19 protein-coding genes are annotated in these 24589 nt (G+C 65.7%); 3 read left to right on the top strand and 16 right to left on the bottom strand.

Features of this window, described 5'->3' with window-relative positions; all coding sequences use genetic code 11:
* Nucleotides 1–104: 104 nt before the first annotated feature.
* The 11 genes from AZ34_RS01855 to AZ34_RS01805 all read right to left on the bottom strand — a co-directional run bounded on the left by AZ34_RS01855 (nucleotide 105) and on the right by AZ34_RS01805 (nucleotide 14063).
* Complete coding sequence (locus AZ34_RS01855; RefSeq protein ID WP_035604188.1) at nucleotides 105–1607, bottom strand: aldehyde dehydrogenase; 1503 nt, start codon at nucleotides 1605–1607, stop codon at nucleotides 105–107.
* Nucleotides 1608–1689: 82 nt separating this feature from the next.
* On the bottom strand, nucleotides 1690–2907 hold the full coding sequence (locus AZ34_RS01850; protein ID WP_051509449.1) for a DUF3138 family protein: 1218 nt from the start codon (nucleotides 2905–2907) through the stop codon (nucleotides 1690–1692).
* Nucleotides 2908–3014: 107 nt separating this feature from the next.
* The gene (locus tag AZ34_RS01845; RefSeq protein ID WP_035604185.1) at nucleotides 3015–3869 is read right to left on the bottom strand and encodes an ABC transporter permease; all 855 of its coding nucleotides are present in this window, start codon (nucleotides 3867–3869) and stop codon (nucleotides 3015–3017) included.
* 76 nt (nucleotides 3870–3945) lie between these two features.
* Nucleotides 3946–4920 carry an ABC transporter permease gene (locus AZ34_RS01840; protein ID WP_081767034.1) on the bottom strand — a complete coding sequence of 325 codons (975 nt, stop codon included), beginning with the start codon at nucleotides 4918–4920 and terminating at the stop codon, nucleotides 3946–3948.
* A gap of 33 nt (nucleotides 4921–4953) precedes the next feature.
* The gene (locus AZ34_RS01835) at nucleotides 4954–6063 is read right to left on the bottom strand and encodes an ABC transporter ATP-binding protein (RefSeq protein ID WP_035604180.1); all 1110 of its coding nucleotides are present in this window, start codon (nucleotides 6061–6063) and stop codon (nucleotides 4954–4956) included.
* 59 nt (nucleotides 6064–6122) lie between these two features.
* Entirely contained in the window at nucleotides 6123–7259 is a 1137-nt protein-coding gene (locus tag AZ34_RS01830) for a polyamine ABC transporter substrate-binding protein (RefSeq protein ID WP_035604177.1), read from the bottom strand.
* 190 nt (nucleotides 7260–7449) lie between these two features.
* Complete coding sequence (locus AZ34_RS01825; protein WP_231495435.1) at nucleotides 7450–8847, bottom strand: aspartate aminotransferase family protein; 1398 nt, start codon at nucleotides 8845–8847, stop codon at nucleotides 7450–7452.
* Between the two features lie 121 nt (nucleotides 8848–8968).
* Nucleotides 8969–10333: a glutamine synthetase family protein gene (locus tag AZ34_RS01820; RefSeq protein ID WP_035604171.1), complete on the bottom strand. Its 1365-nt coding sequence runs from the start codon at nucleotides 10331–10333 to the stop codon at nucleotides 8969–8971.
* Between the two features lie 124 nt (nucleotides 10334–10457).
* Nucleotides 10458–11237, bottom strand: coding sequence for a gamma-glutamyl-gamma-aminobutyrate hydrolase family protein (locus AZ34_RS01815; RefSeq protein WP_035610603.1), 780 nt, complete (start codon nucleotides 11235–11237; stop codon nucleotides 10458–10460).
* Between the two features lie 80 nt (nucleotides 11238–11317).
* Entirely contained in the window at nucleotides 11318–12673 is a 1356-nt protein-coding gene (locus tag AZ34_RS01810; protein ID WP_035604168.1) for an NAD(P)/FAD-dependent oxidoreductase, read from the bottom strand.
* Between the two features lie 31 nt (nucleotides 12674–12704).
* Nucleotides 12705–14063 (bottom strand): aspartate aminotransferase family protein, encoded by a 1359-nt coding sequence (locus AZ34_RS01805; protein WP_197026482.1) that lies wholly within the window; start codon nucleotides 14061–14063, stop codon nucleotides 12705–12707.
* 190 nt (nucleotides 14064–14253) lie between these two features.
* Here AZ34_RS01805 and AZ34_RS01800 point away from each other — a divergent pair, with 190 nt between their 5' ends.
* Nucleotides 14254–14748 (top strand): Lrp/AsnC family transcriptional regulator, encoded by a 495-nt coding sequence (locus AZ34_RS01800; RefSeq protein ID WP_035604165.1) that lies wholly within the window; start codon nucleotides 14254–14256, stop codon nucleotides 14746–14748.
* 35 nt (nucleotides 14749–14783) lie between these two features.
* Nucleotides 14784–15716 carry a DMT family transporter gene (locus tag AZ34_RS01795; protein WP_035604162.1) on the top strand — a complete coding sequence of 311 codons (933 nt, stop codon included), beginning with the start codon at nucleotides 14784–14786 and terminating at the stop codon, nucleotides 15714–15716.
* Between the two features lie 104 nt (nucleotides 15717–15820).
* On the opposite strand, the gene secF is transcribed toward AZ34_RS01795, so the two are convergent.
* The 5 genes from secF to AZ34_RS01770 all read right to left on the bottom strand — a co-directional run bounded on the left by secF (nucleotide 15821) and on the right by AZ34_RS01770 (nucleotide 24323).
* Nucleotides 15821–16777: a protein translocase subunit SecF gene (secF, locus tag AZ34_RS01790; RefSeq protein WP_035604159.1), complete on the bottom strand. Its 957-nt coding sequence runs from the start codon at nucleotides 16775–16777 to the stop codon at nucleotides 15821–15823.
* 15 nt (nucleotides 16778–16792) lie between these two features.
* Nucleotides 16793–18694, bottom strand: a complete 1902-nt coding sequence (gene secD / locus AZ34_RS01785; protein WP_035604156.1) for a protein translocase subunit SecD — start codon at nucleotides 18692–18694, stop codon at nucleotides 16793–16795.
* 98 nt (nucleotides 18695–18792) lie between these two features.
* The gene (gene yajC, locus AZ34_RS01780) at nucleotides 18793–19125 is read right to left on the bottom strand and encodes a preprotein translocase subunit YajC (RefSeq protein ID WP_035604154.1); all 333 of its coding nucleotides are present in this window, start codon (nucleotides 19123–19125) and stop codon (nucleotides 18793–18795) included.
* A 198-nt stretch (nucleotides 19126–19323) separates the two neighbouring features.
* Nucleotides 19324–22977: an indolepyruvate ferredoxin oxidoreductase family protein gene (locus AZ34_RS01775; protein ID WP_035604152.1), complete on the bottom strand. Its 3654-nt coding sequence runs from the start codon at nucleotides 22975–22977 to the stop codon at nucleotides 19324–19326.
* Nucleotides 22978–23135: 158 nt separating this feature from the next.
* Nucleotides 23136–24323, bottom strand: a complete 1188-nt coding sequence (locus AZ34_RS01770) for a murein transglycosylase A (protein ID WP_155831693.1) — start codon at nucleotides 24321–24323, stop codon at nucleotides 23136–23138.
* Nucleotides 24324–24402: 79 nt separating this feature from the next.
* On the opposite strand from AZ34_RS01770, the gene AZ34_RS18500 reads away from it, so the two are divergent.
* On the top strand, nucleotides 24403–24564 hold the full coding sequence (locus AZ34_RS18500; RefSeq protein WP_197026481.1) for a hypothetical protein: 162 nt from the start codon (nucleotides 24403–24405) through the stop codon (nucleotides 24562–24564).
* Nucleotides 24565–24589: the final 25 nt, after the last annotated feature.

Here is a 24589-nt window from a genome sequence, read left to right as displayed (position 1 = left end):
CGACTCCTCCGGCTCAACGAGCCTGACTTTCATGCGGGGCCACCGCGGAGCCGGCTTTGCCGGTCCGCTGGTGGCGTCCCCTTGAGGGGAAGCGCGGAAGGCGCTCAGGGGTGAGCATCTATCCTTATCCACGTGGTCTTCAGTTCGGTGTACTTGTCAAAGGCGTGCAGCGACTTGTCGCGTCCGTTGCCGCTCTGCTTGTAGCCGCCGAAAGGCACGGTGATGTCGTCCTCGTCGTACTGATTGACGTGCACGGTGCCCGCGCGCAAGGCGCGAGCGACGCGGTGGGCTCTGCTGAGGTTGTCGCTCCAGACGCTGGCCTGCAAACCATAAGACGAATCATTGGCCAGGCGGATGGCCTCTTCCTCCGTCTTGAAACGGATGACGGAAAGCACGGGGCCGAAGATTTCCTCGCGCGCGATGCGCATCTGGTTCGTCACGTCGATGAACACCGTGGGTTCGACGTAATAACCGCCCGTTTCCGTCAACGCGCGCTTGCCGCCGGCCAGCAGCTTCGCGCCCTCGCTGGCGCCCGCGTCGATGTAGCCCAGCACGGTCTTGAGCTGGCCTTCGTCCACCAGCGCGCCCATTTCAGCGTGGCCCGACAAGGGATCTTGCGGTTGGTACTTGGTTGTTTCGTTCTTCACGCATGCCAGGAACTCGTCGGCCACCTTCTCGTGCACGAAGACACGAGACGGCGCGTTGCAGCTTTCGCCCTGGTTGTAGAAGATGCTGCCGGCCACGGTCTGGGCGGCACGCTGGATGTCGGCGTAGTCGTCGAACACGACAAAGGCCGACTTGCCCCCGAGTTCGTTGTAGACGCGCTTGAGGTTGCTGCGGCCCGCGTAGTCCAGCATGCGGCGGCCCACGCGGGTGCTGCCCGTGAAACCGATGGCATCCACGTCCATGTGCAAGGCCAGCGCCTCGCCCGCTTCATGGCCGTAGCCAGGCACGACGTTGAACACGCCGGGCGGCAGACCAGCCTCGAGCGCCAGCTCGGCCATGCGCAGCGCGGTCAGCGGCGACTTCTCGCTGGGTTTGAGCACCACCGAATTGCCGGAGACCAGCGCGGGACCGAGTTTCCATGAGGCCATGAGCATGGGGTAATTCCAGGGCACGATGGCGCCGATCACGCCCATGGGCTCGCGCGTGATGAGGGCCAAGGCAGTGGACGGCGTGGGTGCCACCTCGTCGTAGATCTTGTCCACCGCCTCGGCGTACCAGGCGATGGTGCGCGCACTGCTGCCCACGTCCACGGCCAGGGCTTGCTGCACGGGCTTGCCCATGTCGAGGGACTCCAGCACCGCCAGTTCCTCGCGGGCGGCAAGCAGTTTGTCGGCGAAAGCGCGCAGCACTTTCTTGCGCGCGGCCGGTGGCTGGCCGGCCCAGCGGCCATCCTCAAAGGCAGCGCGGGCGCTTTTCACGGCGGCATCCACGTCAGCCTCACGCCCACGCGCGATCTCGGCCAAGGGACGGCCGTCGATGGGCGAATGCTTGGCGAAGGTTTCGCCGGATGTGGTCGGGACGCGCTGACCGTTGATCAGCGCGCGGCCATCCATCTTGATCGCCTTGGCGGCGGCATGCCAGTCGGGTGCAGGCTTGTTCATGCATTCAGCTCCTCAGGGCATGAAGGGGAAGCCGCGTGGGCGGCTCCCCCTTCGATCTTGTTGATATATGACGAGGCAACGATCAGAACGACACCACGATCGCCGCACCAAAGACATTGTTGCTGTCCTTGGCCTTGCCATCCACATCCTCAAACACATCTTCCGACGCACCGTCCAGGCGGTACTCCAGCTTGAGCGAGGTTTTTTCGTTCAGCAGATATTTCAGACCCAGGGAAGTGGCGTAGCGGTTGGCGCCCTTGTCGTCTCCGTCCGCGTCCCCGATGCCGTTGCTGGTGTCCGCCTGGTAGCCGAACAGACCCCCTCCGTTTTCCTCGTTCTGGATGTAGTCGGCACGCAGGGCAAACAGCAGGCGGGGAGTGATGTTGTAGGCCACGGTGGCCGATGCACCCACCCACTGGGCATCCTTGCCATTGACGGCCGCTTCCTCCTGAGTGCCATAGGAAATCTGACCTCCGAGGGACCAATCGCCACGTGCGTAGTAGCCATCCACCTCAAAAAGAATGGTGTTGCTCAAGGCCTCGTCGGGATCGTTGTAGTTCACGGTCTTGCCCACGAGACCCGCGAAACCCACGCCCCAGAACTCTTCCGGCCAGTAGTCAAAGCGGTAGACCCAGGATGGCGACTTTTCGTCGGCCGGCGCGGTGGCGCTGTTGACGTTCGCCAGCATGGTCCGGAACTGCCAGCTGCCCGTGGAGATGTCGAAACCCGCGCCAGTGTAGGAAACCGGCAGCGTGAAATCGAACAACAGGTTGTGGGTGATCAAGGAGGTTTGGACCGGATCGGCGTATTCATAACCGGACCAGTCCAGCACCTGTCCCGCGATCAAGCGAGTCTGACGATTGGACAGCGGGATCGAAACCTTGGCCTCGGCCAGGTTCAGGCTGTTGCTGCTCTGCGGCTGCAGCTTGAGCACGTACTGCGTTCCGTCGTCGGCTTCTTTCTCGAAGCTGATGGACGCTGTTCCGAAATAATAGGTGTCGCTGTAATCCCAGGCATCGCCGTCACCTTGGGTGCTCAGGAACTGGAAGCCCGCGCGATCGGCGTTCTGGTTGTAGATGTAGGTCGGGTCCATGTAGCCCGAAATGGTCAAGCCCTTGAAGCCCGCCGTCTCCCACGCATCCTCGATCGCCTCGGTCTTGACGATGGTGCGGTTGAGGTCCTGCATCTGGTCGGGCGTCAGACCCATGCGGTTCTGTTGGGCGATGGCCTGTCCCCCAGCCGCGAGGCCGAGCGCGAGCGCGGCGACTGGAGCGAAGATGGTGCGGTGCTTGACTCTCATCGGCTTCTCCTTGTGTGAAGTGGTATCGGGTGTAGGGGCCCTGACATGCAGATGGTCGATCAAGGAAGGACCGTCGAGCAGGCGTGTGTTCTTGCGGGTTGGCCTTCCTAGTCGCTGCGCGCCGCGGCGCTGATGTCTGCGGCGCGACGCCGTTCCGCGCGAGCGACCAGTACGCTGGCGATGGTGACGCAGATGGCGACCACGACGATGATCACCGTGGCCACCGCGTTGACCGTGGGGTCGAGCCCCAGACGCGCACGCGAGAAGATGACCAGCGGCATGGTGGTCGCACCCGGACCCGAAAGAAAGGCCGAGATCACCACGTCGTCCAGCGACAGACTGAAGGTCAGAAGCCAAGCAGACAGCAGGGCCTGCGAAATCGAAGGCAAGGTGACCAAGGTGAAGACCTGCCAGGGCTTGGCGCCCAGATCCATGGCGGCTTCTTCCAGCTGCGGATTGATGGCTTGCAGACGCGCGGCGATCACCACGGTGGCATAGGCCAGGCCCATCATCATGTGGCCGAGCAGGATCGTGATCAGGCCACGCTCGGGAATGCCGATGGCGCGCTGCACGGCGACCAGCAACAGCAGCAGAGAGAGGCCCTGGATGACCTCGGGCATCACCAGGGGCGCGTTGACCATGCCGGAGAAGAAGGTTCGCCCGCGGAAGCGCTTGTACTTCACGAGCGCGAAAGCCGCCAAAGTGCCAAAGGTGACGGACAGACAGGCCGACAGGAAGGCGATCTTGAGCGAAAGCCAGAGCGCGTTGAGGATCTCCCGGTCACCCGCGAGCTTGACGTACCAGTCCAGGGTGAAACCTCCCCAGCTGGTGGGCAGGGGCGACTTGTTGAAGGAGAAGATGACCAAGGCCACCATCGGCAGGTAGAGGAACAGCAGGCCGGCGACCAACCAACCCTTGCCAAAGCCGGCCGCGAAACGGGCGCTGAAGAGGGCTTTGCTCATGGTGCAACACCTCCGCGCTTCGCGCTGCGGTGCAAGCTTGCTTGACGAATCAGCACGGTATTGCTTTGCAATGCGCTCATTTGGCCTTCTCCTGGGCCTCTGCCTGGTATTTGTTGAAGATGGCCAGGGGCACGACGATCAGCAGCACCAGCACCACGGCCACGGTGGACGCCATGGGCCAGTCGTTGTTGCTGAAGAACTCGTCCCACAACACGCGCCCGATCATCAGCGTGCGCGCGCCACCCAGCATTTCAGGGATGACGAATTCGCCGATGCAGGGGATGAAGACCAACATGGAGCCCGCGATGATGCCGGCCTTGGACAGGGGCACCGTCACCTTCCAGAACGCCGTCCAGGGCGTGGCGCCCAGATCGGCCGCGGCCTCGAGCAGGCGCAGATCCATCTTGGCCAGGTTGGCGTAGAGCGGCAGGATCATGAAGGGCAGGTAGGTGTAGGTCATGCCGATGACCAGGGAGAACGGTGTGTACAGGTACATGCCAGGCGCGTTGATGACGCCCATGGCCATCAGCAGATGGTCCAACCCCAGGAAATTCAGCACCGAGGCGCCCCAGCCACCTTCGCTGAGCAGGCCCTTCCAGGCGTAGACACGCAGCAGGAAGGAAGTCCAGAAGGGCAGCATGACCAGCATCAGCAGCAGAGGCTGCACCGTGGCCTTGGCCCGCGCCATGAAGTAGGCAAAGGGGTAGCCGATGAAGAGGCAGCAGGCCGTGGTGACGGCTGCGTACTTCAGACTGGAGAGATAGGCTCTGACGTAGAGGTCGTCGCTGAACAAAAAGACGTAGTTGGCGTACTTGAAACTCAGATGGACCACGCCGTCCTTGATGGTCATCAGCTCCTGGGCCATCACGGGCCCCATCTCGGACACCGAGTAATTGAGGACGATCAGGAAAGGCGCGAGGAAGAACAGCAGCAACCAGACATAGGGGATGCCGATGACCGCGCTGCGGCCACGCCACCAGGCGGGGCGAAAGCGCACGTAACCCGTGCCCGGGTCGGGCGCGGCGGAAGAGGGGGAGATGACACTGCTCATGGCGGGGACCTGCTTGCCTGTGGCACCTCGTGTTTATTGCGTGAGCACGACCTGGGCCTGCGGGCTCCAATGCGCCCAGACCTCGTCGTCCCAGGTGAAGATGTCGTCCGGATGGCGCTCGGTGTTGGCCATGCTGACCTTGAGCATCGCGCCACTGGCCAGCTTGACGCGGTAAATGGTCAGGCCGCCGAAATAAGACAGCTCCTTGACGGTGCCCTTGACCGCGTTGAAACGCGTGTCCTCGGGCGCCTGACGCGAGAGCCTGATCTTTTCCGGCCGCAGCGCGACCGTGACCGCCATGTCCTCGGTGCCCGTGATCCCGTGGCCCACGTAGTGACGCACGTCGCTGCAGGCGATCTCGCAATGCGCCACGTCGTCCACGTCCAGCGTGCCGTCCATCAGGTTGACGTTGCCGATGAAGTCGGCCACGAAGCGCGACTGCGGCGTCTCGTAGATCTCCGCCGGCGCGCCAACCTGCAAGAAGCGCCCCTCGCTCATCACGGCCATGCGCGAGGCCATGGTCATGGCCTCTTCCTGGTCGTGGGTGACCATCACGCAGGTCACGCCGACCTGCTCGATGATGTTGACCAGCTCGATCTGGGTCTGCTCGCGCAGCTTCTTGTCGAGCGCGCCCAGCGGCTCGTCCAGCAGCAGCAATTGGGGCTGCTTGGCCAGGCTGCGCGCCAGCGCCACGCGCTGCTGCTGGCCGCCAGAGAGCTGGTGCGGCTTGCGTTGGGCGAACTTGCCCAGTTGCACCAGCTTGAGCATGGCCTCGACCCGTTCGGCCACCTCGGCCTTGGCCATGCCTTCGCGACGCAGGCCGAAGGCGATGTTGTCCCAGACCGTGAGGTGTGGAAACAGCGCATAGGACTGAAACATCATGTTCAGCGGCCGCTCATAGGGCGGCAGCCCCACGAGATCCACCCCATCCAGCACGATGCTGCCCGAGGTGGGCGTCTCGAACCCAGCCAGCATGCGCAGCAAGGTCGTCTTGCCGCAGCCCGAGGGGCCCAGCAAGGCGAAGATCTCGCCCTTGGCGATGTCGATGTTGACGTTGTTGACGGCCTTGTAACCGCCAAATTCCTTGACCACGCTCTTGATCTGCAGGAACTTCGCGTTATGGCTGCTCTGGGGGCTGCTCATTGTTCGCCTTGCGACTAGGGTTGAAAAGGGGCGATTATCGTGACAACGGGCCAGCCGCCTTACATGCCGGTCTTGAACGCGGTGTAGACCCGGTTCTGGTTGCGACGGATCTCGTTGGTCAGCTGCTGGTCAGCAAAACCAACCATCTTGCCCATGTCGGCCGCCGACAGGAACACCGAGCTGTTGTTGGCCACCGCCGGGTTGATATAGGGCTTGGACACGGCATACGTGCCATTCGGATAGAACACCTTGTTGGTCAGCCCGGCGTTGACCTGGGGACGCAGGATGTAGTCGATGAATTTGTAGGCATTTTCAACGTTCGGCGCGTCCGCGGGAATCGCCATCACGTCGAAGAAGAGCAGGCCCCCGGTGGACGGCACCAAGGCCTGGATGTTCTGACCCGTCTTGTTGTCGATGGCACGCTGACGGGCGATGTTGATGTCACCGGACCAGCCCAGGGCCAGGCAGATCGAGCCGCTGGCCATGTCGTTGATGTAGCCCGAGGAGCTGAACAGCGTCACATGGGGACGGATGCTCTTGAGCAGGGCCAAGGCCGCGTTGTAGTCGGCGGCGTTGCGGGAGACGCGGGGCTTGCCCAGGTAATGCAGGGCGGCGGGCACCACTTCGTCGGCCGAGTCCAGCACGGACACGCCGCAGGACCTGAGCTTGCTCACGTACTCGGGCTTGAAGATCAGGTCCCAGACATTGGCAGGCAGCTCGCCGCCTATGGCCTTCTTGACCTTGTCCACGTTGATGCCCACGGTGGTGTAACCCCACAACCAGGGCACGAGATGCTGGTTGCCCGGATCGACCGAGGCCAGCTGGGCCATCAAGGGCGCGTCCAGGTTCTTGAGGTTCGGGATCTTGCTGCGATCCAGGGGCGTGAACAGGCCTGCCGAGAGCTGCAAGGCCGCCCAGTTGGACGTGGGCACGACGATGTCATACCCCGTCTTGCCCGCCACCAGCTTGGCGTGCACGATTTCGTTGTTGTCGAAGTTGTCGTACCGGACCTTGATGCCGGTTTCCTTCTCGAAATTGGCGATCGTGTCGTCGGCGATGTAGTCCGACCAGTTGTAGATGTTCAGCACCTTCGTTCCCTGCGCTGCGGCACTTGTCCCCCAGAGCAGGGCGGCCGAGGAAATCAAGGTCGCCGCCACCGTGGCGAGCGCGGAACAAGAGCGGAATTTCAGCTTCATGACGATGGCCTCCTATTGCCGAAGAGTGTTGCCGGGAAGATCAGGTCGGGTGAACGGTATGAAAGCTTGCACTGGGCATTTTGGGCCGATTTTCAGGGCAATCAGCGCGCAAAATCCGCCTCGGACGGATGAAATTGAAAAAGGCAAAGTCCGTGCCACAGTCGACACCGGCCCCGCCAGGCCGCGCGCATCAGAACGCGCCTTTCTGCCTCAGCTCGGCCAGGGTCAGGTCCAGGCAGCGGCGGATCAGCGCCGCCATCTCGTCGATCTGGGCGCGGGTCATGGACAGCGGCGGCGCGATGATCATGCGGTCGCCCACGGCGCGCATGATCAGCCCCTCGCGGAAGCAGTGGGCCCGGCACATCATGCCCACCGCCAGTTCGGACGGGAACGCCGCGCCGCTGGACTTGTCCCGCACCAGTTGCAAGGCCGCCATCAGGCCGCAGGTCTGCGCTTCGCCCACCAGGGGATGGTCGGCCAACTCCGCGTAGCGTTCGGCCAAGTACGGCCCGGTGTCTTCCCGCACGCGTTCGACCAGCCCCTCGCGCTGGATCAGGCGGATGTTGGCCACCGCCACCGCGCAAGCCACCGGGTGCCCACTGTAGGTGTAACCATGGGCGAATTCGCCACCGTCGGCGAGCGCCTTGGCCACGCGCTCGCCCACCATCACGCCGCCCAGGGGGATGTAGCCGCTGGTCACGCCCTTGGCGAAGGTCATCAGGTCGGGTTTCGTTCCCATGGTCTCGCAGCCAAACCATTGCCCGGTGCGACCGAAACCGGTGATCACCTCGTCGGACACCAGCAGGATGCCGTGCTGGTCGCAAATGCGCTGGATCTCGGGCCAGTAGGTCGACGGCGGAACGATCACGCCGCCCGCGCCCTGCACCGGTTCGCCGATGAAGGCGGCCACGCGCCCCGGGCCGATTTCCTTGATCTTGTCGTCCAGCCAGCTGGCGGCCTTGCGGCCGAAGTCCTCGCGGCTCAACCGCGCGCCCTTGTCATCACGCCCCAGCGCAAACCAGAAAGGCTGTTCGATGTGCACGATATCGGGAATGGGCAGCCCCCCTTGTTGGTGCATCTCGGACATGCCCCCCAAGGAAGCACCAGCCATGGTGGAACCGTGGTAGGCGTTCTTGCGGCTGATGATGACCTTGCGCTCGGGTTGGCCCTGCAGATCCCAATAACGCCGCACCAGGCGCACGACGGTGTCGTTGCTCTCCGAGCCCGAGCCGCCGAAAAAGACATGCTGAAACTGCGGCGGCGTGACCTGGGCCAGCAACTCGGCCAGTTCGATGGCGGGCGGGGTCGCGGTGTTGAAGAAGCTGTTGTAGAAGGGCAGCGTCTGCAACTGCCGCGTCGCCGCCTCGATCAGCTCCTGTCGGCCATAACCCACGTTGACGCACCACAGGCCGCTCATGGCGTCGAGGATCTTCTGCCCCTCGCTGTCCCAGAGGTAGATGTCATCGGCGCGGGTGATGATGCGCGCGCCCTTGCGCGACAACGCGCCGTGGTCGGTGAATGGGTGCAGGTAGTGCGCCGAATCGGCCTGTTGCCATTCGGCAGTGGTGCGTTGCGCTACAGGTTTCATGCGTGCATTCATTGACCAAGCGTTCCTTCGGGGGCACTCGTGGAACCGGCTTTGCCGGGCCACTGAGTGCGCCCCCTTGAGGGAGAGGCGCCGAAGGCGCTTCGGGGGGGAGCCATGTTCATCAGACGTGCAGCAGCAGATGCTCACGCTCCCAAGGCGAGATGACTTTCATGTACTCATCGAACTCGATTTCCTTGATCTCGCTGTAGACGGTCACGAATTCCTTGCCCAGCACCTCGTGCAAATCGGTTTCCTTGCGCAGCAGGTCCAGGGCATCACTCTGGCCACGCGGCAAGGCAAACGGCGTCAGGTAGGCATCCCCCTTCATCTCGTCCTTGGGCTTGATCTTGTTCTTCATGCCCAGGTAGCCGCAGGCCAGCGTCACGGCCATGGCGATGTAGGGGTTGGCGTCGGCGCCGATCACGCGGTTTTCCAGGCGACGCGCCTCGGGCGTGGAAATCGGCGAGCGGATGCCCACCGTGCGGTTGTCCTGGCCCCACTCGATGTTGATGGGCGCGGCCGTGAAGCGCGACAGGCGCCGGTAGCTGTTCACATAAGGCGCCAGCAAGGCCATCGCGGCCGGTGTGTAGCGCTGGAGGCCGCCGATGTAGTGGTAGAACGCGTCCGAAGGCGTGCCGTCCGGCTTGCTGAAGATGTTGCGGCCCGTCTTGTCCACCACGCTTTGGTGGATGTGCATGGCGCTGCCAGGTTCGCCGGCGATGGGCTTGGCCATGAAGGTGGCGTACATGTCGTGACGCATCGCGGCCTCACGCACGGTGCGCTTGAAGAAGAACACCTCGTCGGCCAGGCCCATGGGATGGGCATGGAAGAAGTTGATCTCCATCTGACCCGCGCCGACTTCGTGGATCAGCGTGTCCACGTTCAGGCCCATCTGCTCGCAGTAGGCGTAGATGTCCTCGAACAGCGGATCGAACTCGTTGACCGCGTCGATGCTGTAGGCCTGACGCGAAGTCTCGGCGCGGCCGCTGCGGCCAATGGGCGGACGCAGCGGCGTGTTGGCGTCGGTGTTGCGCGCGGTCAGGTAAAACTCCAGCTCTGGCGCGACCACGGGGTTCCAACCCTCGGCGGCGTACAGCTCGCAAACCTTGCGCAGCACGCTGCGCGGCGCGTAGGGGATGAGCTTGCCCTCGTGGTCAAAGCAGTCGTGGATCACTTGGGCCGTCGGGTCGATGGCCCAGGGCACGATGCGCACCGTGCTCGGGTCGGGCCGCAGCTGCATGTCGCGGTCGGTCGGGTCGATGACGTCGTAGTAAGGACCGTCCTCGGGAAACTCCCCCGTCACGCTCATCGCCACCGTCACCTGGGGCAGGCGCATGCCGCGATCCTCGGTGAATTTCTCGCGCGGCAGGATCTTGCCGCGCGCCACGCCTGTGAGGTCGGGCACCAGGCATTCAATTTCGGTGACGCGGCGTTCATTGAGCCACCGTTCGAGTTCGGCGAAGCCGAAGTTGTTTTTCTCAACCATGGAAATCTCCCACTGTTCTGTTCACGGATGACGGCCGGTGCAGGCGAAGCGCGAAGGCGGACTGTTCCTGCTCGCGGCCAGAGGCGTTGCGACGGCCCGCAGACCTGCGGACCGGGCCAGGGCTTCAGGCGCGCAACGCTGCTGGCTGAGGGGCGCGGTGCCGATCACGGTAGAGCACGCAGGCTTCACCGAAGGCGCGGAACAGCTTGAGCGAAATGGGGTTGTGCGCGGCCAGCCACTCGGGGTGCCACTGCACGCAAAGATTAAAACCCGGTACCGGTCGACCCGCCACGGTCTCGGCGGAAAACGCTTCGACCAGGCCGTCGGGCGCACGCGCTTCCACGCGCAGGCCGGGGGCCAGGCGGTTCACGCCCTGGCCATGCACCGAGTTGACCTGGAATTCTTCCTGCCCGACGATGCCCGCGAGCCGCCCGCCGGCTTGCACCCGCACCGGATGCGCCTGCGCATAGACCACCTCGGGGGGCGCTTTCGGGTCATCGGGCGCACCCCGGTGGTCGTTCTTGCCCTCGATCTCTTGCACGGCCTGGTGCAGGCTGCCACCGAGCGCCACATTGGTTTCCTGGAAACCGCGGCAGATCGCGAACATCGGGATGCCCCGCTCCAACGCGGCGCGGATGAAGGGCAAGGTCCAGGCGTCGCGCTCGGGGTCGAGCGGCAGGCTGGGGTCTTGCACCCCTTCCTCGAAATGGCTGGGATGCACATTGGACGGCGAGCCTGTCAGGAGCACGCCGTCGGCCAGATCCAGCAGGGCCTGCATTTCCCGCGCGTCCGTCGCGCCGGGCACGACCAGAGGCTGGCAGCCAGCCAAACGCACCGCGTCGATGTACTTCTTGCCCGCGATGTGGAAGGGGTGGTCCCCAACCTGTCGGTTGCAGGACGGCACCAGAACCAGAGGTTTACGTTCCGAAGGTGCTGCTCCCGCGCTGGTGGCGAGGGGCAGGGCGGACAGGGGCGTGGGCGCGTTCACAGCAGATCCTTGATGCGGTAGTAGGCCATGCCCAGCACCAGCGCCGGGGTACGCAGCCAGCGCCCGCCCGGAAAGGCGCGATGCTGAATGCGCGAGAAGATGTCGAAACGCTCGGCCTGGCCTGCGATGGCCTCGGCCACCAGCTTACCCGCCAAACCGGTCAACGCCAAGCCGTGACCGGAAAAGCCTTGCAGATAATAAATATTGGCATGCCCTTGGTCGCCGGTGCGCTCCGACAGGCGGCCGAAATCCGGCGCTCGGTTCATGGAGATGTCCACGAAACCGCCCCAGGCGTATTCGGCCTTCACATCCTTCAGCTGCGGGAAGGACAGCAGCATGCGCCTGCGCATGCTTTCGGCTAGGTTCATGGGCGTGGCCGTGCTGTAGCTGACACGTCCGCCGTAGAGCATGCGGTGGTCCTGCATGGGGCGGAAGTAGTCCAGCACGAAGTTGGTGTCGCAGACCGCCGCGCCACTGGGAATCAACGATCCGGCCAAGGCAGGGTCCATGGGCTCGGAGGCGATGATGTAGGTGCCCACCGGCATGATGCGCGCCTCCAACGCCCGCGCGATGCCTTGCTGGTAAACGTTGCCGGCCAGCAGCACATACCGGGCGCGCACGCTGCCCTGGACCACACCGTCCCGCCCGACGACCCGCGCCTCGGTGCGCAGCGTGGTGAGCGCGCCTGCGGCCTGGGCCTGCAGGGCCGTCACGGCGCTGTCTTCGTGGATGCGCACGCCGGCCTGCGCGGCCGCGGCCGCCAGTCCCAGCGTGTACTTGAGCGGATGCAGATGCCCGTTGAAATCGTCGTAGACACCGCTGTGAAAGCGCGGGCTGACGATCCAGCGCGGCATGTCCTGCGACTCGATCCAGCGACTCTGGAAATCGTAACGCAGGTACATCTCCTCCTGCCAGGCACGCAGCGCCTTGGCCTTGCGCGCGTTGACGGCCAGGGTCAGGTAACCGGATTGCCATTCGCAGTCGATGGCATGGCGCGCGCGGCGCTCGTGAACCAGGTTCACGGCCTCGACCGTCATGTCCCAGACCCGGCGGGCTGCGGCAGTGCCCAACTGCTCCTCGATCACGGAAATATCGCTGGCCAGCCCGGCGATGACCTGGCCCCCGTTGCGGCCCGAGGCGCCCCAGCCCAGCTCGCGCGCTTCCAGCAGCACCACGCTGTAGCCTCTGGCCCTCAGTTCTAGCGCAGCCGACAGGCCGGCCAGGCCCCCACCGACCACGGCGACGTCGGCGCTCACGTCGTCCTGCAGCGCGGCATAGCGCTGCGTGCGCGGCGCGGTGGCGACGTAATACGAGTTCCGGGTCAGTTCCTGGTCGGTCTTGAGCAAGGACATAAACACATCCGGTCGGACCCGTCGCGTTCGATCAACCCCGTTTCAACACCTCGGCCAAAGTGCCGACCAATTGGTCGATCTGGGCCTTCGAGATGATGAGCGGCGGCGACATGGCGATGGTGTCGCCCGTGGTGCGGATCAACACACCCTGCTCGAAACACTGGAGGAACACGTCGAAGGCACGCTTGCCCGGCAAGCCAGCCAACGGCGACAGTTCGACGGCGCCCACCAGACCGATGTTGCGGATGTCGATCACATGCGGCAGGCCCTTGAGCGCGTGCAAGGCGTCGGCGAAGTAGCTTTCCATTTCGGCGGCGCGCGTGAGCAGCCCCTCTTCGGCATAGGTGTCCAGCGTGGCCAGGGCCGCCGCGCAGGCCAGTGGGTGCGCCGAGTAGGTGTAGCCATGCGCGAATTCGATGACATGGGGCGCGCTGTCCACGTTGGTCAACGTTTCATGGATCACCTGCTTCGCGAACACCGCGCCCATGGGCACCGTGCCGTTGCTGATGCCCTTGGCCGTGGTCATCAGGTCGGGCGTGACGCCGAAGCGCGTGGCGCCAAAGGGCGCGCCCAGGCGGCCAAAGCCGGTGATGACCTCGTCGAAGATCAGCAGAATGCCATGCTTGTCGCAGATCTCGCGCAAGCGCTGCAGGTACCCCTCGGGCGGCAAGACCACGCCGGTGGAGCCGGCCACGGGCTCGACGATCACGGCGGCAATGGTGCTGGCATCGTGCAGGGCCACGATGCGCTCCAGGTCCTCGGCCAGTTCAGGGCCGCCGTGCGCGGGCACGCCGCGGCTGTAGGCGTTGCGCGCCAGGTCATGGGTGTGACGCAGGTGGTCCACGCCGGTCAGCATGGGGCCAAAGGTCTTGCGGTTGCCCACGATGCCGCCGACCGAGATGCCACCGAAGTTGACGCCGTGGTAACCGCGTTCGCGGCCGATGAAGCGGGTGCGGGTGCCTTGACCGCGCGCCCGGTGGTAGGCCACCGCCATCTTCAGCGCGGTGTCCACCGATTCCGAACCCGAATTGGTGAAGAACACCCGGTTCAAGCCTGCGGGTGTGATCTGGGTCAGGCGCTCGGCCAGCTCAAATGCCTTCGGGTGCGCCATGTTGAAGGGCGGCGCGTAGTCCAGCTCGGCCACCTGCTTCTGCACCGCCTCGACAATCTTCGGGCGCGCATGGCCCGCGTTCACGCACCAGAGGCCGGCGACGCCGTCCAGGATCTGGCGACCCTCGGGGGTCCAGAAATGCATGTCCTTGGCCTTGGCCAGCAGGCGTGGCGCGCTCTTGAACTGGCGGCTGGCGGAGAAGGGCATCCAGAAAGCGTCCATGGCCGGGGCATGGGCAGTGGTCTGGGCCAGCAGGGAAGCGTCGATGGCTTTGTTCATGGTCGGTGCAAAAGAGTGAAAAACCGGGCCGGATGCGTCACTTTCAAGCAAGAAATCTGCCTCTGAAAAAGATGCTTCGGCGGATGCCCCAGTCTAGAGAAAGCCGGACGCAATGTGCTTGCGCATTGGCTGAGCAGCTGCCCGAGGCCATGCAATAAGATTGCGTCAATTTTCTTTCTGGAAAATTTTCATGCGAATTAAGCTTGCCGCGAACGCACATGATGCCACGCTGGACGCGATCGACCGCGCCATCCTGCGGGAGCTGCAGGCCGACGGGCGCTGCTCCAACCTGGAACTGGCGCAACGCGTGCACCTCTCACCCTCGGCCTGCCTGCGGCGCGTCAAGACCCTGGAGGACGCGGGTGTCATCGCCCGCTACGTGGCCTTGCTGAACCCGCGCGCCATCGGCAAGAGCGGCGCGAGCTTCACCATCGTCAACCTCGAGAGCACGGCGCAGGCGCGGATCGAGGCCTTCGAGCAGGCCGTGCTGGACCAGCCGGAAATCCTCGACTGCCACTACGTGGCCGGCAGCAACGATTACCTGATCCGCTTCAGCTACCGCGACGCCGAGGACCTGGAACGCTTGCACCGCGAGGTGCTGATGCGCCTGCCCGGGGTGGCCCGCGTGAATTCCATGCTGGTGCTGCGCACCGTCAAGAAGACCACGGCCCTACCGCTGGAGTAAGCGGCAGCGCCTGACCTCCCTCCATCCCAAGCCTCATGCAAAAGAAAACCACCCACCTCGCGCTGGCCGCCGCCTGCGGCGCCGGCTTCCTCTGGGGCACGGGCGCGCTGGTCGTGCAGGTGCTGATCCAGCGCCACGGCTTCACGCCCGAAAACATCTCCTTCTGGCGCTTTGTCGTGGGCGCCCTCGTGCTGCTGTCCGTCTTCGGCCGCCCCGCGCAATGGCCCGCGTTCTGGCGGACCTTGCGCCCGATGCTGGGCACCCTGCTGGCGGCGGGCGCGGCCATGGCAGGTTATGTGTTGCTGTGGTTTTATGGCATTGAGCGCATCGGCGCGGCCATCCCGACCCTGATCGCGCTGTGCCTGCCGCCGGTGCTGGTCACCCTGGTCGCGCTGGCGCGTGGAGAGGAGCAAACCAGCTGGCCGCTGCTCGTGCTGCTGACCCTGTCCCTGCTAGGCACGCTGCTGCTGGTGCTGCCCCACGAGGCCGGTTCGGACGGCGCGGGTGCCAGTCATGTCCCGGACGTGATGCAGCTTGCCCTGGGTGTCGGTTTCGCGATCGGCTCGGCCCTGCTCTACACCGGTTTCACCCTGGTCAGCGGCAAACTGTCGAATGCGCTGGGCGCCGGACCGGCCACCCTGGGCCTGACCGTGGTGGCCGCCGCCGTGATGGGCCTGTCCGCCCTGCACCAGCCCTTGCAATGGCCGACGGATGTGCCGCCGCAAGCCTGGTTTCTGTACCTGGGCATCGTGACCGCGGCGCTGGCGCTGCTGGCCTTCAGCTGGGGCGCGGCACGCCTGTCGCCCACCCTGCTGACCATCGCCGTCCTGGTGGAGCCGCTGACCACGGTGTTGCTGGCGGCCTGGCTGCTGGGCGAGCAACTGAGCCTGCCGCAATGGCTGGGCGGCGCCTTGCTGCTCACCAGCATCTGGGGCCTGGGCCAGCGCGAGAGTCGCCGCAAGGCTTGAACGCGGTGCCTGCGGCACGCGCGTCGCGGCATTTCCGGCGGTGAAAAAAGAAAGGGGGCCTGTCGCCCCCTACACCTTGCGGACACCGGCCTCCCGCCCCGCGTTCAGACCACCGCGCCGGAGTTCGGGTCCTTGGGATCATGCTTGCCCTTGTCGGGCGTGGCCTTGATCAGATCCTCGCGCTTGACGCCCAGCCACATGGCGATCGAGGCGGCGACGAAGACGGACGAGTAGATGCCAAAACAAATGCCGATCGTCAGCGCCAGGGCGAAGTAATGCAGGGTGGGGCCACCGAAGATCAGCATGGACAGCACCACCAACTGCGTGCTGCCGTGGGTGATGATGGTGCGGCTGATGGTGCTGGTGATGGCGTGGTCGATGGTGGCTTTCACATCCATCTTGCGCTGGCGGCGGAAGCTCTCGCGGATGCGGTCGAAGATCACCACCGACTCGTTCACCGAATAACCCAGCACGGCCAGCACCGCCGCCAGCACCGGCAGCGAGAACTCCCATTGGAAGAAGGCGAAAAAGCCCAGGATGATGACCACATCATGCAGGTTGGCGATGATGCCCGCGACGCCGAACTTCCACTCGAAACGGAAAGCCAGGTAGATCACGATGCCGATCACCACGAAGGCCAGGGCCTTGAGCCCGTCCAGCGCCAGTTCGTCACCGACCTGCGGCCCGACGAATTCGCTGCGCCGCAAGGTGGCGCCGGCATCAGCGGCCTGCAGCACGCCCAGCACCTGAGCGCTCTGCTCGCCGGAGCTCACGCCCTTGACGGCCGGCAGGCGGATCAACACATCGCGCGCCGTGCCGAAGTTCTGCACCTGCACATCGGTATACCCGAGCTTCGCGATGCCGCCCCGGATGGCCTCCAGGTCTGCGGTCTGCGTGTAGCTCACCTCCATCAGCGTGCCGCCCGTGAACTCCACCGAGAGGTGCAGGCCGCGCGTGACGAGGAAGAACACCGCCAGCAGGAAGGTGACGATGGAAACGGCATTCAGCAACAGCGCATGGCGCATGAAGGGAATGTCGCGTTTGATCTTGAAAAACTCCATGGCGCTCGCTCCCCTTTATTCCGTCTTGCCGGTGGCTTGGCCATCCGGCCGCCACACCGTCCCGATCGACACGCTCTTGAGCTTCTTGCGGCTGCCGTACCAGAGGTTGACCAGGCCACGCGAGAAGAACACGGCAGAGAACATGCTGGTCACAATGCCCAGGCAGTGCACGACCGCGAAGCCCCGCACCGGCCCCGTGCCGAAGGCCAGCAAGGCCAGGCCCGCGATCAGCGTGGTGACGTTGGAGTCGAGAATCGTGGCCCAGGCCCGGTCATAACCCGTCGCGATCGCGGCCTGAGGAGACGCGCCATTGCGCAGTTCCTCGCGCACCCGCTCGTTGATCAGCACGTTGGCGTCGATGGCCATGCCCAGCACCAGGGCCATGGCCGCCATGCCCGGCAGGGTCAGCGTGGCCTGCAACATGGACAGGACGGCAACCAGCAGCAGCAGGTTGACCGCCAGGGCCACGGCGGAGAACACGCCGAACAGCATGTAATAGACGCCCATGAACAGCGCCACGGCGACGAAGCCCCAGGTCACGCTGGCGAAGCCTTTCTCGATGTTGTCCGCGCCCAGGCTGGGGCCGATGGTACGTTCCTCGATGATCTCCATCGGCGCGGCCAGCGAACCGGCGCGCAGCAGCAGGGCCGTGTCGGCGGCCTCGGTGGTACTCATGCGCCCGGAAATTTGCACACGCCCGCCGCCAATCTCGCTGCGGATGACGGGGGCCGTCACCACCTCGCCCACACCCTTCTCGAACAGGATGATGGCCATGCGCTTGCCCACGCTCTCGCGCGTCACGTCGCGGAACACGCGCGCGCCCTTGGCGTCCAAGGTGAGGTTGACGGTTGGTTCCTGCGTCTGGCTGTCGAAGCCGGGTTGGGCGTCGGTCAGGTTCTCACCGGTCAGCACGACCTGCTTCTTGACGATGACCGCGCGGCCATCGCGGTCAAGATAACGTTCCGAGGTGAAAGGCACGGCACCGGTGCCCAGCTCGGCGGCGCGGCCCTCGGTGCTTTCGTCCACCATACGCAGTTCCAGCGTGGCGGTGCGGCCCAGGATGTCCTTGGCCTTGGCGGTGTCCTGCACGCCAGGCAACTGCACGACGATGCGGTCCAAGCCCTGCTGCTGGATCACCGGCTCGGCCACGCCCAGCTCGTTGATGCGGTTGTGCAGGGTGGTGATGTTCTGCTTGAGCGCCTGCTCCTGCACCAGTCGGGCGGCCGCTTGCTTGAGGCTGAGGCTCAGCTTGATGTCACCACCCTCATTGCCTTCCACCAGCTGCAGGTCCGCGAACTGCTCCAGCAGCACGCGCCGGATGGCTTCGGCCGTGGCAGCCGCGTCGCCGCCGCGCAAGCGAATTTCGATCGTCTCGCCATTGCGCGCGATGCCGCCGTGCCGGATGCTCTTCTCACGCAGGGTGGTGCGCAGGTCACCGGCCAGCGACTCGGCCTTCTTGGTCAGCGCGGCCTGCATGTCCACCTGCAGCATGAAGTGCACGCCGCCGCGCAAATCCAGCCCCAGGTACATGGGCGCGGCACGCAAGGCACTGAGCCAGCCGGGCGTGTTGGAGATCAGGTTGAGGGCCACGATGTAGCCCGAGGCCGCCGGATCGGGGTTGAGCGCGCGGCTGATGGCGTCCTTGGCCCGCAGCTGCGCGTCGGTGGAATCGAAGCGCACGCGCAGCGTGCCGCCGGGGGCGCTGCCATCCAGTTGCACGGCCAGCGGGGACAAGCCGGCCTGCTTGAGCGCATCCTCGACGCGCGCCTGCACGGCCGAGTCCACTTTCTGGGTGGCGCGGGCGGGCGAAACCTGCACGGCCGGGGCTTCACCAAAGAAATTGGGCGCCGTGTAAATGGCGCCCACCAGCAAGGCGATCACGATGATCGCGTATTTCCACAGGGGGTAACGGTTCATGACGGGATCGCGCCTGACGAAGACACGAGAAGAGAGGCGGGGCCGAGGCACCGGGTGTCGCCGCTTGACGGCGCGCCACCCGGCCATGCACGGTGGACTTACTTCAGCGTGCCCTTGGGCAGCACCTGGGCCACGGCGTGGCGCTGGATCTGCACTTCGACACCGGAGGCGATTTCCAGACCCAGCTGGTTGTCGCCGACGCTGCTCACGCGGCCCAGCATGCCGCCGACCGTCACCACTTCGTCGCCCTTGGCCAGGGCTTCGACCATGGCGCGGTGCTCCTTCTGCTTCTTCATCTGCGGACGGATCATGATGAAGTACAGCACCACGAACATCAGCACGATGGGCAGCATGCTCATCAGGGACGAACCCAGCCCACCTTCGGGCGTTGCAGCGGGCGCGGTTTGGGCGTAAGCGGTGGAAATGAACACAATAGGCTCCTGGCGGTTATGAAGCGCGCGAGCGGCCCGCTAGGCCGCTCACACGGAAAGCCGCCGATTGTACGGGCGGCCGTGCGGCGCGGTCATGGTGTCCCGTGGCGCCCTGGGGGTTCCAAGCCCGACGTCGGCCGCCGCGCGGGAAGGGGCCAGAACGTGTGATGCAGCCCGAGCCGCGAGGTTGCACGCCGCTTATAGCGGCCGTTGACCCGCCGCCTGGACCCGCCAGGCCGCCATCTTGGCATCCCAGGCCAGCCGCGCCGCCGCCAGATGCCGGGCCTTCACATGGCCGTAGCCCCGGATCTGCTCGGGCAGGCGGGCGATTTCGGTCGCGGCGGCCAGGTTCTGCGCGGACAGGCCGGCCAACAGTTCCTCGATGCAGGCGCGGTACTCCGCGATCAGGGCGCGCTCGGTCTTGCGCTCCTCGGTATGACCAAAGGGGTCGAAGGCCGTGCCGCGCAAGCCCTTCAGGCGCGCCAGCCCCCGAAAGAGCGTGAGCGTGAAGGGGCCGAAGCGGCGCTTCTGCAACTCACCCCGCGCGTTGCGCCGCGCTAGCAAGGGCGGCGCCAGGTGGTAGTGGAGCTTGAAGTCGCCCTCGAACTGCGCCCCGATGCGCGCGAGAAACGCCGGGTCACTGTGCAGGCGGGCGACTTCGTACTCGTCCTTGTAGGCCATGAGCTTGAACAGGCCCCGGGCCACGGCGTCGCTGAGCTGTGTCTTGCCGAACGCCGCCTCGGCTTGGCGCACGCGCCCGACGAAGGCCCGGTAACGCTCGGCATACGCTGCGTCCTGGTAGGCCGTCAGGAACTCCACGCGACGCGCCACGACTTGGTCCAGCGTGAGCGGTTTGTGGAACACCAGGGCTTGCGACGGAGTGCTGGCCGACGCCAAGCGCCGCGCGAAATCCTCGGGCGCGTGGGCCGCGCGGCGGCCCCAGCCGAACGCCGCCTTGTTCTGCGCCACCGCCACGGCGTTGAGTTCGATCGCGCGCAGCAGGGATTCGAGGCGCAGCGGCACCCAGCCCCGCTGCCAGGCGTAGCCCAGCATCATGGGGTTGGCGTAGAGACTGTCGCCCATCAGGCGCGAGGCAGCGGTGTCGGCGTCGAAGATGCCCAACTGGGCCTTCGTGTCTTCGCCAGGGTCAGCGACACTGGCCTCGCTCAACGCCCCGGCCACCTCGCTCGCGCAGGTCGCGGCGGGGTTGCGCCAGTCGGCGTCGCGCACGAAGGCGGCCGTGGGCGCGCCATGGCTGTTGAGCGCCACGCGCGTGCGCCCCGGGCGCATGCGCAGCAGGGTTTCCTTGCCGGCCGCCACGATGGGGTCGCAGGCGATCACCAGGTCGGCTGCGGCCATGCCCACGCGCGTGACGTGCACCACCTCCTGCGACGCGGCGATCAGCACATGGCTCCAGGTCGCACCGCCTTTCTGCGCCAGCCCGGCCGCGTCCTGGGTCACGATGCCCTTGCCTTCCAGATGGGCCGCCATGCCCAGCAACTGGCCGATGGTGATGACACCGGTACCGCCCACGCCCGCGACGACGATGCCCCAGACAGCGCTCGCGCCCGATGCGAGCGGCGGGATGTCCGGTTCCGGCAGATCGTCCAGGCTGTCCACGGCCGGCACGGAGGGCTGGGCCTTCTTTTTCAGCGTGCCGCCTTCGACCGTGACAAAGCTGGGACAGAAGCCCTTGAGGCAGCTCAGGTCCTTGTTGCAGCTGCTCTGGTTGATCTGGCGTTTGCGGCCGAACTCGGTCTCCAGCGGCTCCACCGCCAGGCAATTGCTTTGCACGCCGCAGTCTCCGCAGCCCTCACAGACCGCTTCGTTGATCAGCACGCGCACGGCCGGCTCGCTCAGCATGCCGCGCTTGCGGCGACGGCGCTTCTCGGTGGCGCAGGTCTGTTCGTAGACGATGACGCTGGTGCCCTTGATCTCACGGAACTCGCGCTGCAGGTGATCCAGTTCGTCTCGGTGATGCACCCCCACGCCCGGCGCGATCGGGAGGCCTCGGTACTTCCCGGGTTGGTCACTCACGATGACCAGCCGGGACACGCCCTCGGACAGCAGACTGTTCATGATCTGCAGCACGGAATGACCTTCGGGTCGCTCTCCAATCTGCTGCCCGCCCGTCATCGCCACCGCGTCGTTGTAGAGGATCTTGTAGGTGATGTTCACACCCGCGGCGATGGCCTGGCGGATGGCCAGGATGCCGCTGTGGAAGTAGGTGCCATCGCCCAGGTTGGCGAAGACATGCTGCTCCTTCGTGAAGGGCTGCTGGCCGACCCAGGGCACGCCCTCGCCCCCCATCTGCGTGAAGCCCAGCGTGGACCGGTCCATCCACAGCGCCATGTAGTGGCAACCAATGCCCGCCATCGCGCGTGAACCCTCCGGCACCCGGGTGCTGGTGTTATGGGGGCAACCGGCACAGAACCAGGGCTGGCGCTCGGCGGCTTTCGACCCGCTCATGCGCACCTCCAGCGCCTGCATCGCGCGCTCCTTGGCATCGAGCACGGCCAGGTGCGCGTCCATGCGCGCCGCGGCGTCGCTGCCCTCGGGCGCGAGGCCCAGCTTCTTGAGGCGCCGCGCGATGGCGCGCGCGATCAAGGCCGGCGACAGGTCTGCGTTCGCGCGCAGCAGGGTATGGGCGGTGGGATTGGGCAGGGACCATTCCCCGCCAAAATGGCCGCCCGCCGCATCGTCGCCCTCGTCGAACTTGCCCAGCACGTTCGGGCGCACGTCGGGCCGCCAGTTGTAGAGCTCTTCCTTGAGCTGGTACTCGATGACCTGGCGTTTTTCCTCGACCACCAGGATTTCGCGCAGGCCCTGGGCGAACTCGCGCGTGAGCTGTGCCTCCAGCGGCCAGACCACGCCCACCTTGTGCAGGCGGATGCCGATTCGCCGGCAGGCCGCTTCGTCCAGCCCCAGGTCGAGCAGGGCCTGGCGGGTGTCGTTGTAGGCCTTGCCGCTGGCGATGAGGCCGAAGACATCGGCCGGCCCTTCGATCACATTGTGGTTGAGCCGGTTGGCGCGCACATAGGCCAGGGCCGCGTACCACTTGTGGTCGTAGAGCCGCGCCTCCTGGTCCAGCGGGGCGTCGGGCCAGCGGATGTGCACGCCGCCCGGCGGCATCTGGAAATCCTCGGGTAGCAGGATGCGCACCCGACCAGGGTCGATCTGCACCGTGGCGCTGGATTCCACGATCTCCTGGATGGTCTTCACGCCCGACCACACGCCCGCGTAGCGGCTCAGAGCCCAGGCGTGGATGCCCAGGTCCAGGATTTCCTGCACATTGGCCGGGAAGAACACCGGCAGGCCACAGGCCTTGAACAGGTGGTCGCTCTGGTGCGCGGCCGTGCTGCTCTTGGCCACATGGTCGTCACCCACCACCGCGATCACGCCACCCCAGGGCGTCGTGCCCGCCATGTTGGCGTGCTTGAACACATCGGCGCAGCGGTCCGCGCCCGGGCCCTTGCCGTACCAGAGGCCGAACACGCCGTCGAAGCGCTTGCTGTCCGGCGGGGCGAACCCCAATTGTTGCGTGCCCCAGATGGCCGTGGCGGCCAGCTCTTCGTTGACGCCGGGCTGGAAAACGATGTGCTGCGCCTGCAAGTGCGTCTTGGCCTTCCACAGCGCCTGGTCGTAGGTGCCCAGCGGGGAGCCGCGGTAGCCGCTGATGAAACCCGCCGTGTTGCGTCCCGCCGCCGCGTCGCGCTGGCGCTGCAGCATAGGCAGACGCACGAGGGCCTGCACGCCGCTCATGAAGGCCTGGCCCGATGCGAGGGCGTATTTATCGTCGAGGGTGACTGTTTCGAGGGCGCGGCGCACATGCGCGGGCAAGGGAGCGTTCATGACGCGGGTACTCCGGTGGGGTGTGCGCGCCTTGGGGTGGCCAAAACACGACGAACATGAACCGCCTTGTGGGCGGGCCGGAAACCACTATGTCTGAAGGCTGAGGCTTCATGCAGCCGGGTTTTCCCCGTCACACGCGCCCGAGCAGAACCCTGCGCTTATCGGGGCCAGAGCACCCACAGCCGCAGCGGCTGCTTGATGCGCCCTGCCACGGCCGAGGCTTCGGGGCCGGTGCCGACGAAGTAGTCGGCGCGCACCGCGCCCGTGATGGCGCTGCCCGTGTCCTGCGCCAGCACCAGGCGTTGCAGCGGCAGGTGGCCGGTGGAGGCCAGCCAGACCGGCGCACCATACGGAATGCTTTGGGGGTCGACCGCGATGGAGCGCCCCGCCGTCAGCGGCACACCCTGCGCGCCCTTGGGGCCAATGCCGGTGTCGGCCTCGTTCAGCACCTGTTCCTGAAAGAAGACCACCCGCGGGTTGACCCAGAGCATCTCTTGCACCCGGCCGGGGTTGGCCGCCACCCACTGCCGGATGCCGGCCCAGGACGCGTCCCGCACTTCCCCTTTTTGCAGCAGCCAGCTGCCCACGCTGCGGTAGGGCTGGTCATTGGTGGCCGCGTAGGCGACGCGCACCATGCGCTCGCGCCCGTCGGCCTCGGTGATGCGCAGGCGGCCCGAGCCCTGGATCTGCAGGTTGAGCACGGACACCGGGTCTTCGAGCCATGCGATCTCGCGCCCGCGCAGGGCGGCTTGCGGCTCGGGCAAGGTGTCGATCTCTTCGCGGCTGTACCAGGGCTTGCGTGAACCCAGGGGCGCGGGCGGCCCGGGCACGCGGTAGAGCGGGGTCTTGAAGCGGGCATCGGGCAAACGCCGCGCGTCAGCCACGGGCTCGTAGTAGCCGGTGAGCATGCCCTGCGATTCGCCTTCCAGGTTTTCGATGCGGTAGGGCTGCAGCCGCGTCTGCATCCAGGCGCGGCGTTCATCGTCGCTGGCGCTGGCCAGGCGTTTGACATCCGCGCAGATGGCCACCAGGGTGCCGGGACGTTCGCAGCTGCGCAGCCAGGCGGACCAGGCGTCGCCCACGGTATCGGCGCCGAAGCCGGGCAGCTCGGCCCAGTCCACCGGGATCCAGCGACTGCGGGGCTGCTGCAGCATGCGGCCATTGAGGGGGTAGTCCACCGCAGGTGCGCCGGTTTCGCTGCCCGGCGTGACCATGCCCCCCGTGACGGCGCGTGTCGGGTCCGGCCGGGAGGCTTCCTGCACGGGCGGCGGCGCGTGGTAGACCGAAAGATCCCCACAGGCCGCCAGCAGCGTTGCCAAGATCGGGACCAGTGCCCAAAGGGTCATGCGCCCCCCGCGGGGGGGCGTTTCTACAATGCGTGGGCCGTTGTGTTCTTGTTTTCTTGTTCTGGTCGGAAATCGTTTCATGTGGTTGATTTTGCTTGAAGCCCTGGGCGCCCTTTTGATCCTGCTGTTCATCATTTGGTGGACGATGTTCTCGGGCCGCAAGCGCGGCGAACTGGATCCGGATCCGGGCACGGAAGAAAGCACGGACAGCAAGGCGCCATCGTCAGCACGCAAGGACTGAGCCGAGCCAGATCGGCGCCTGACAC

Source organism: Hylemonella gracilis str. Niagara R, from assembly GCF_000600295.1.
Classification (GTDB): Bacteria; Pseudomonadota; Gammaproteobacteria; order Burkholderiales; family Burkholderiaceae_C; genus Hylemonella; species Hylemonella gracilis_A.
Note: the sequence above shows the minus strand (reverse complement) of the source record. Positions and strands in the feature narration are given on the sequence as shown.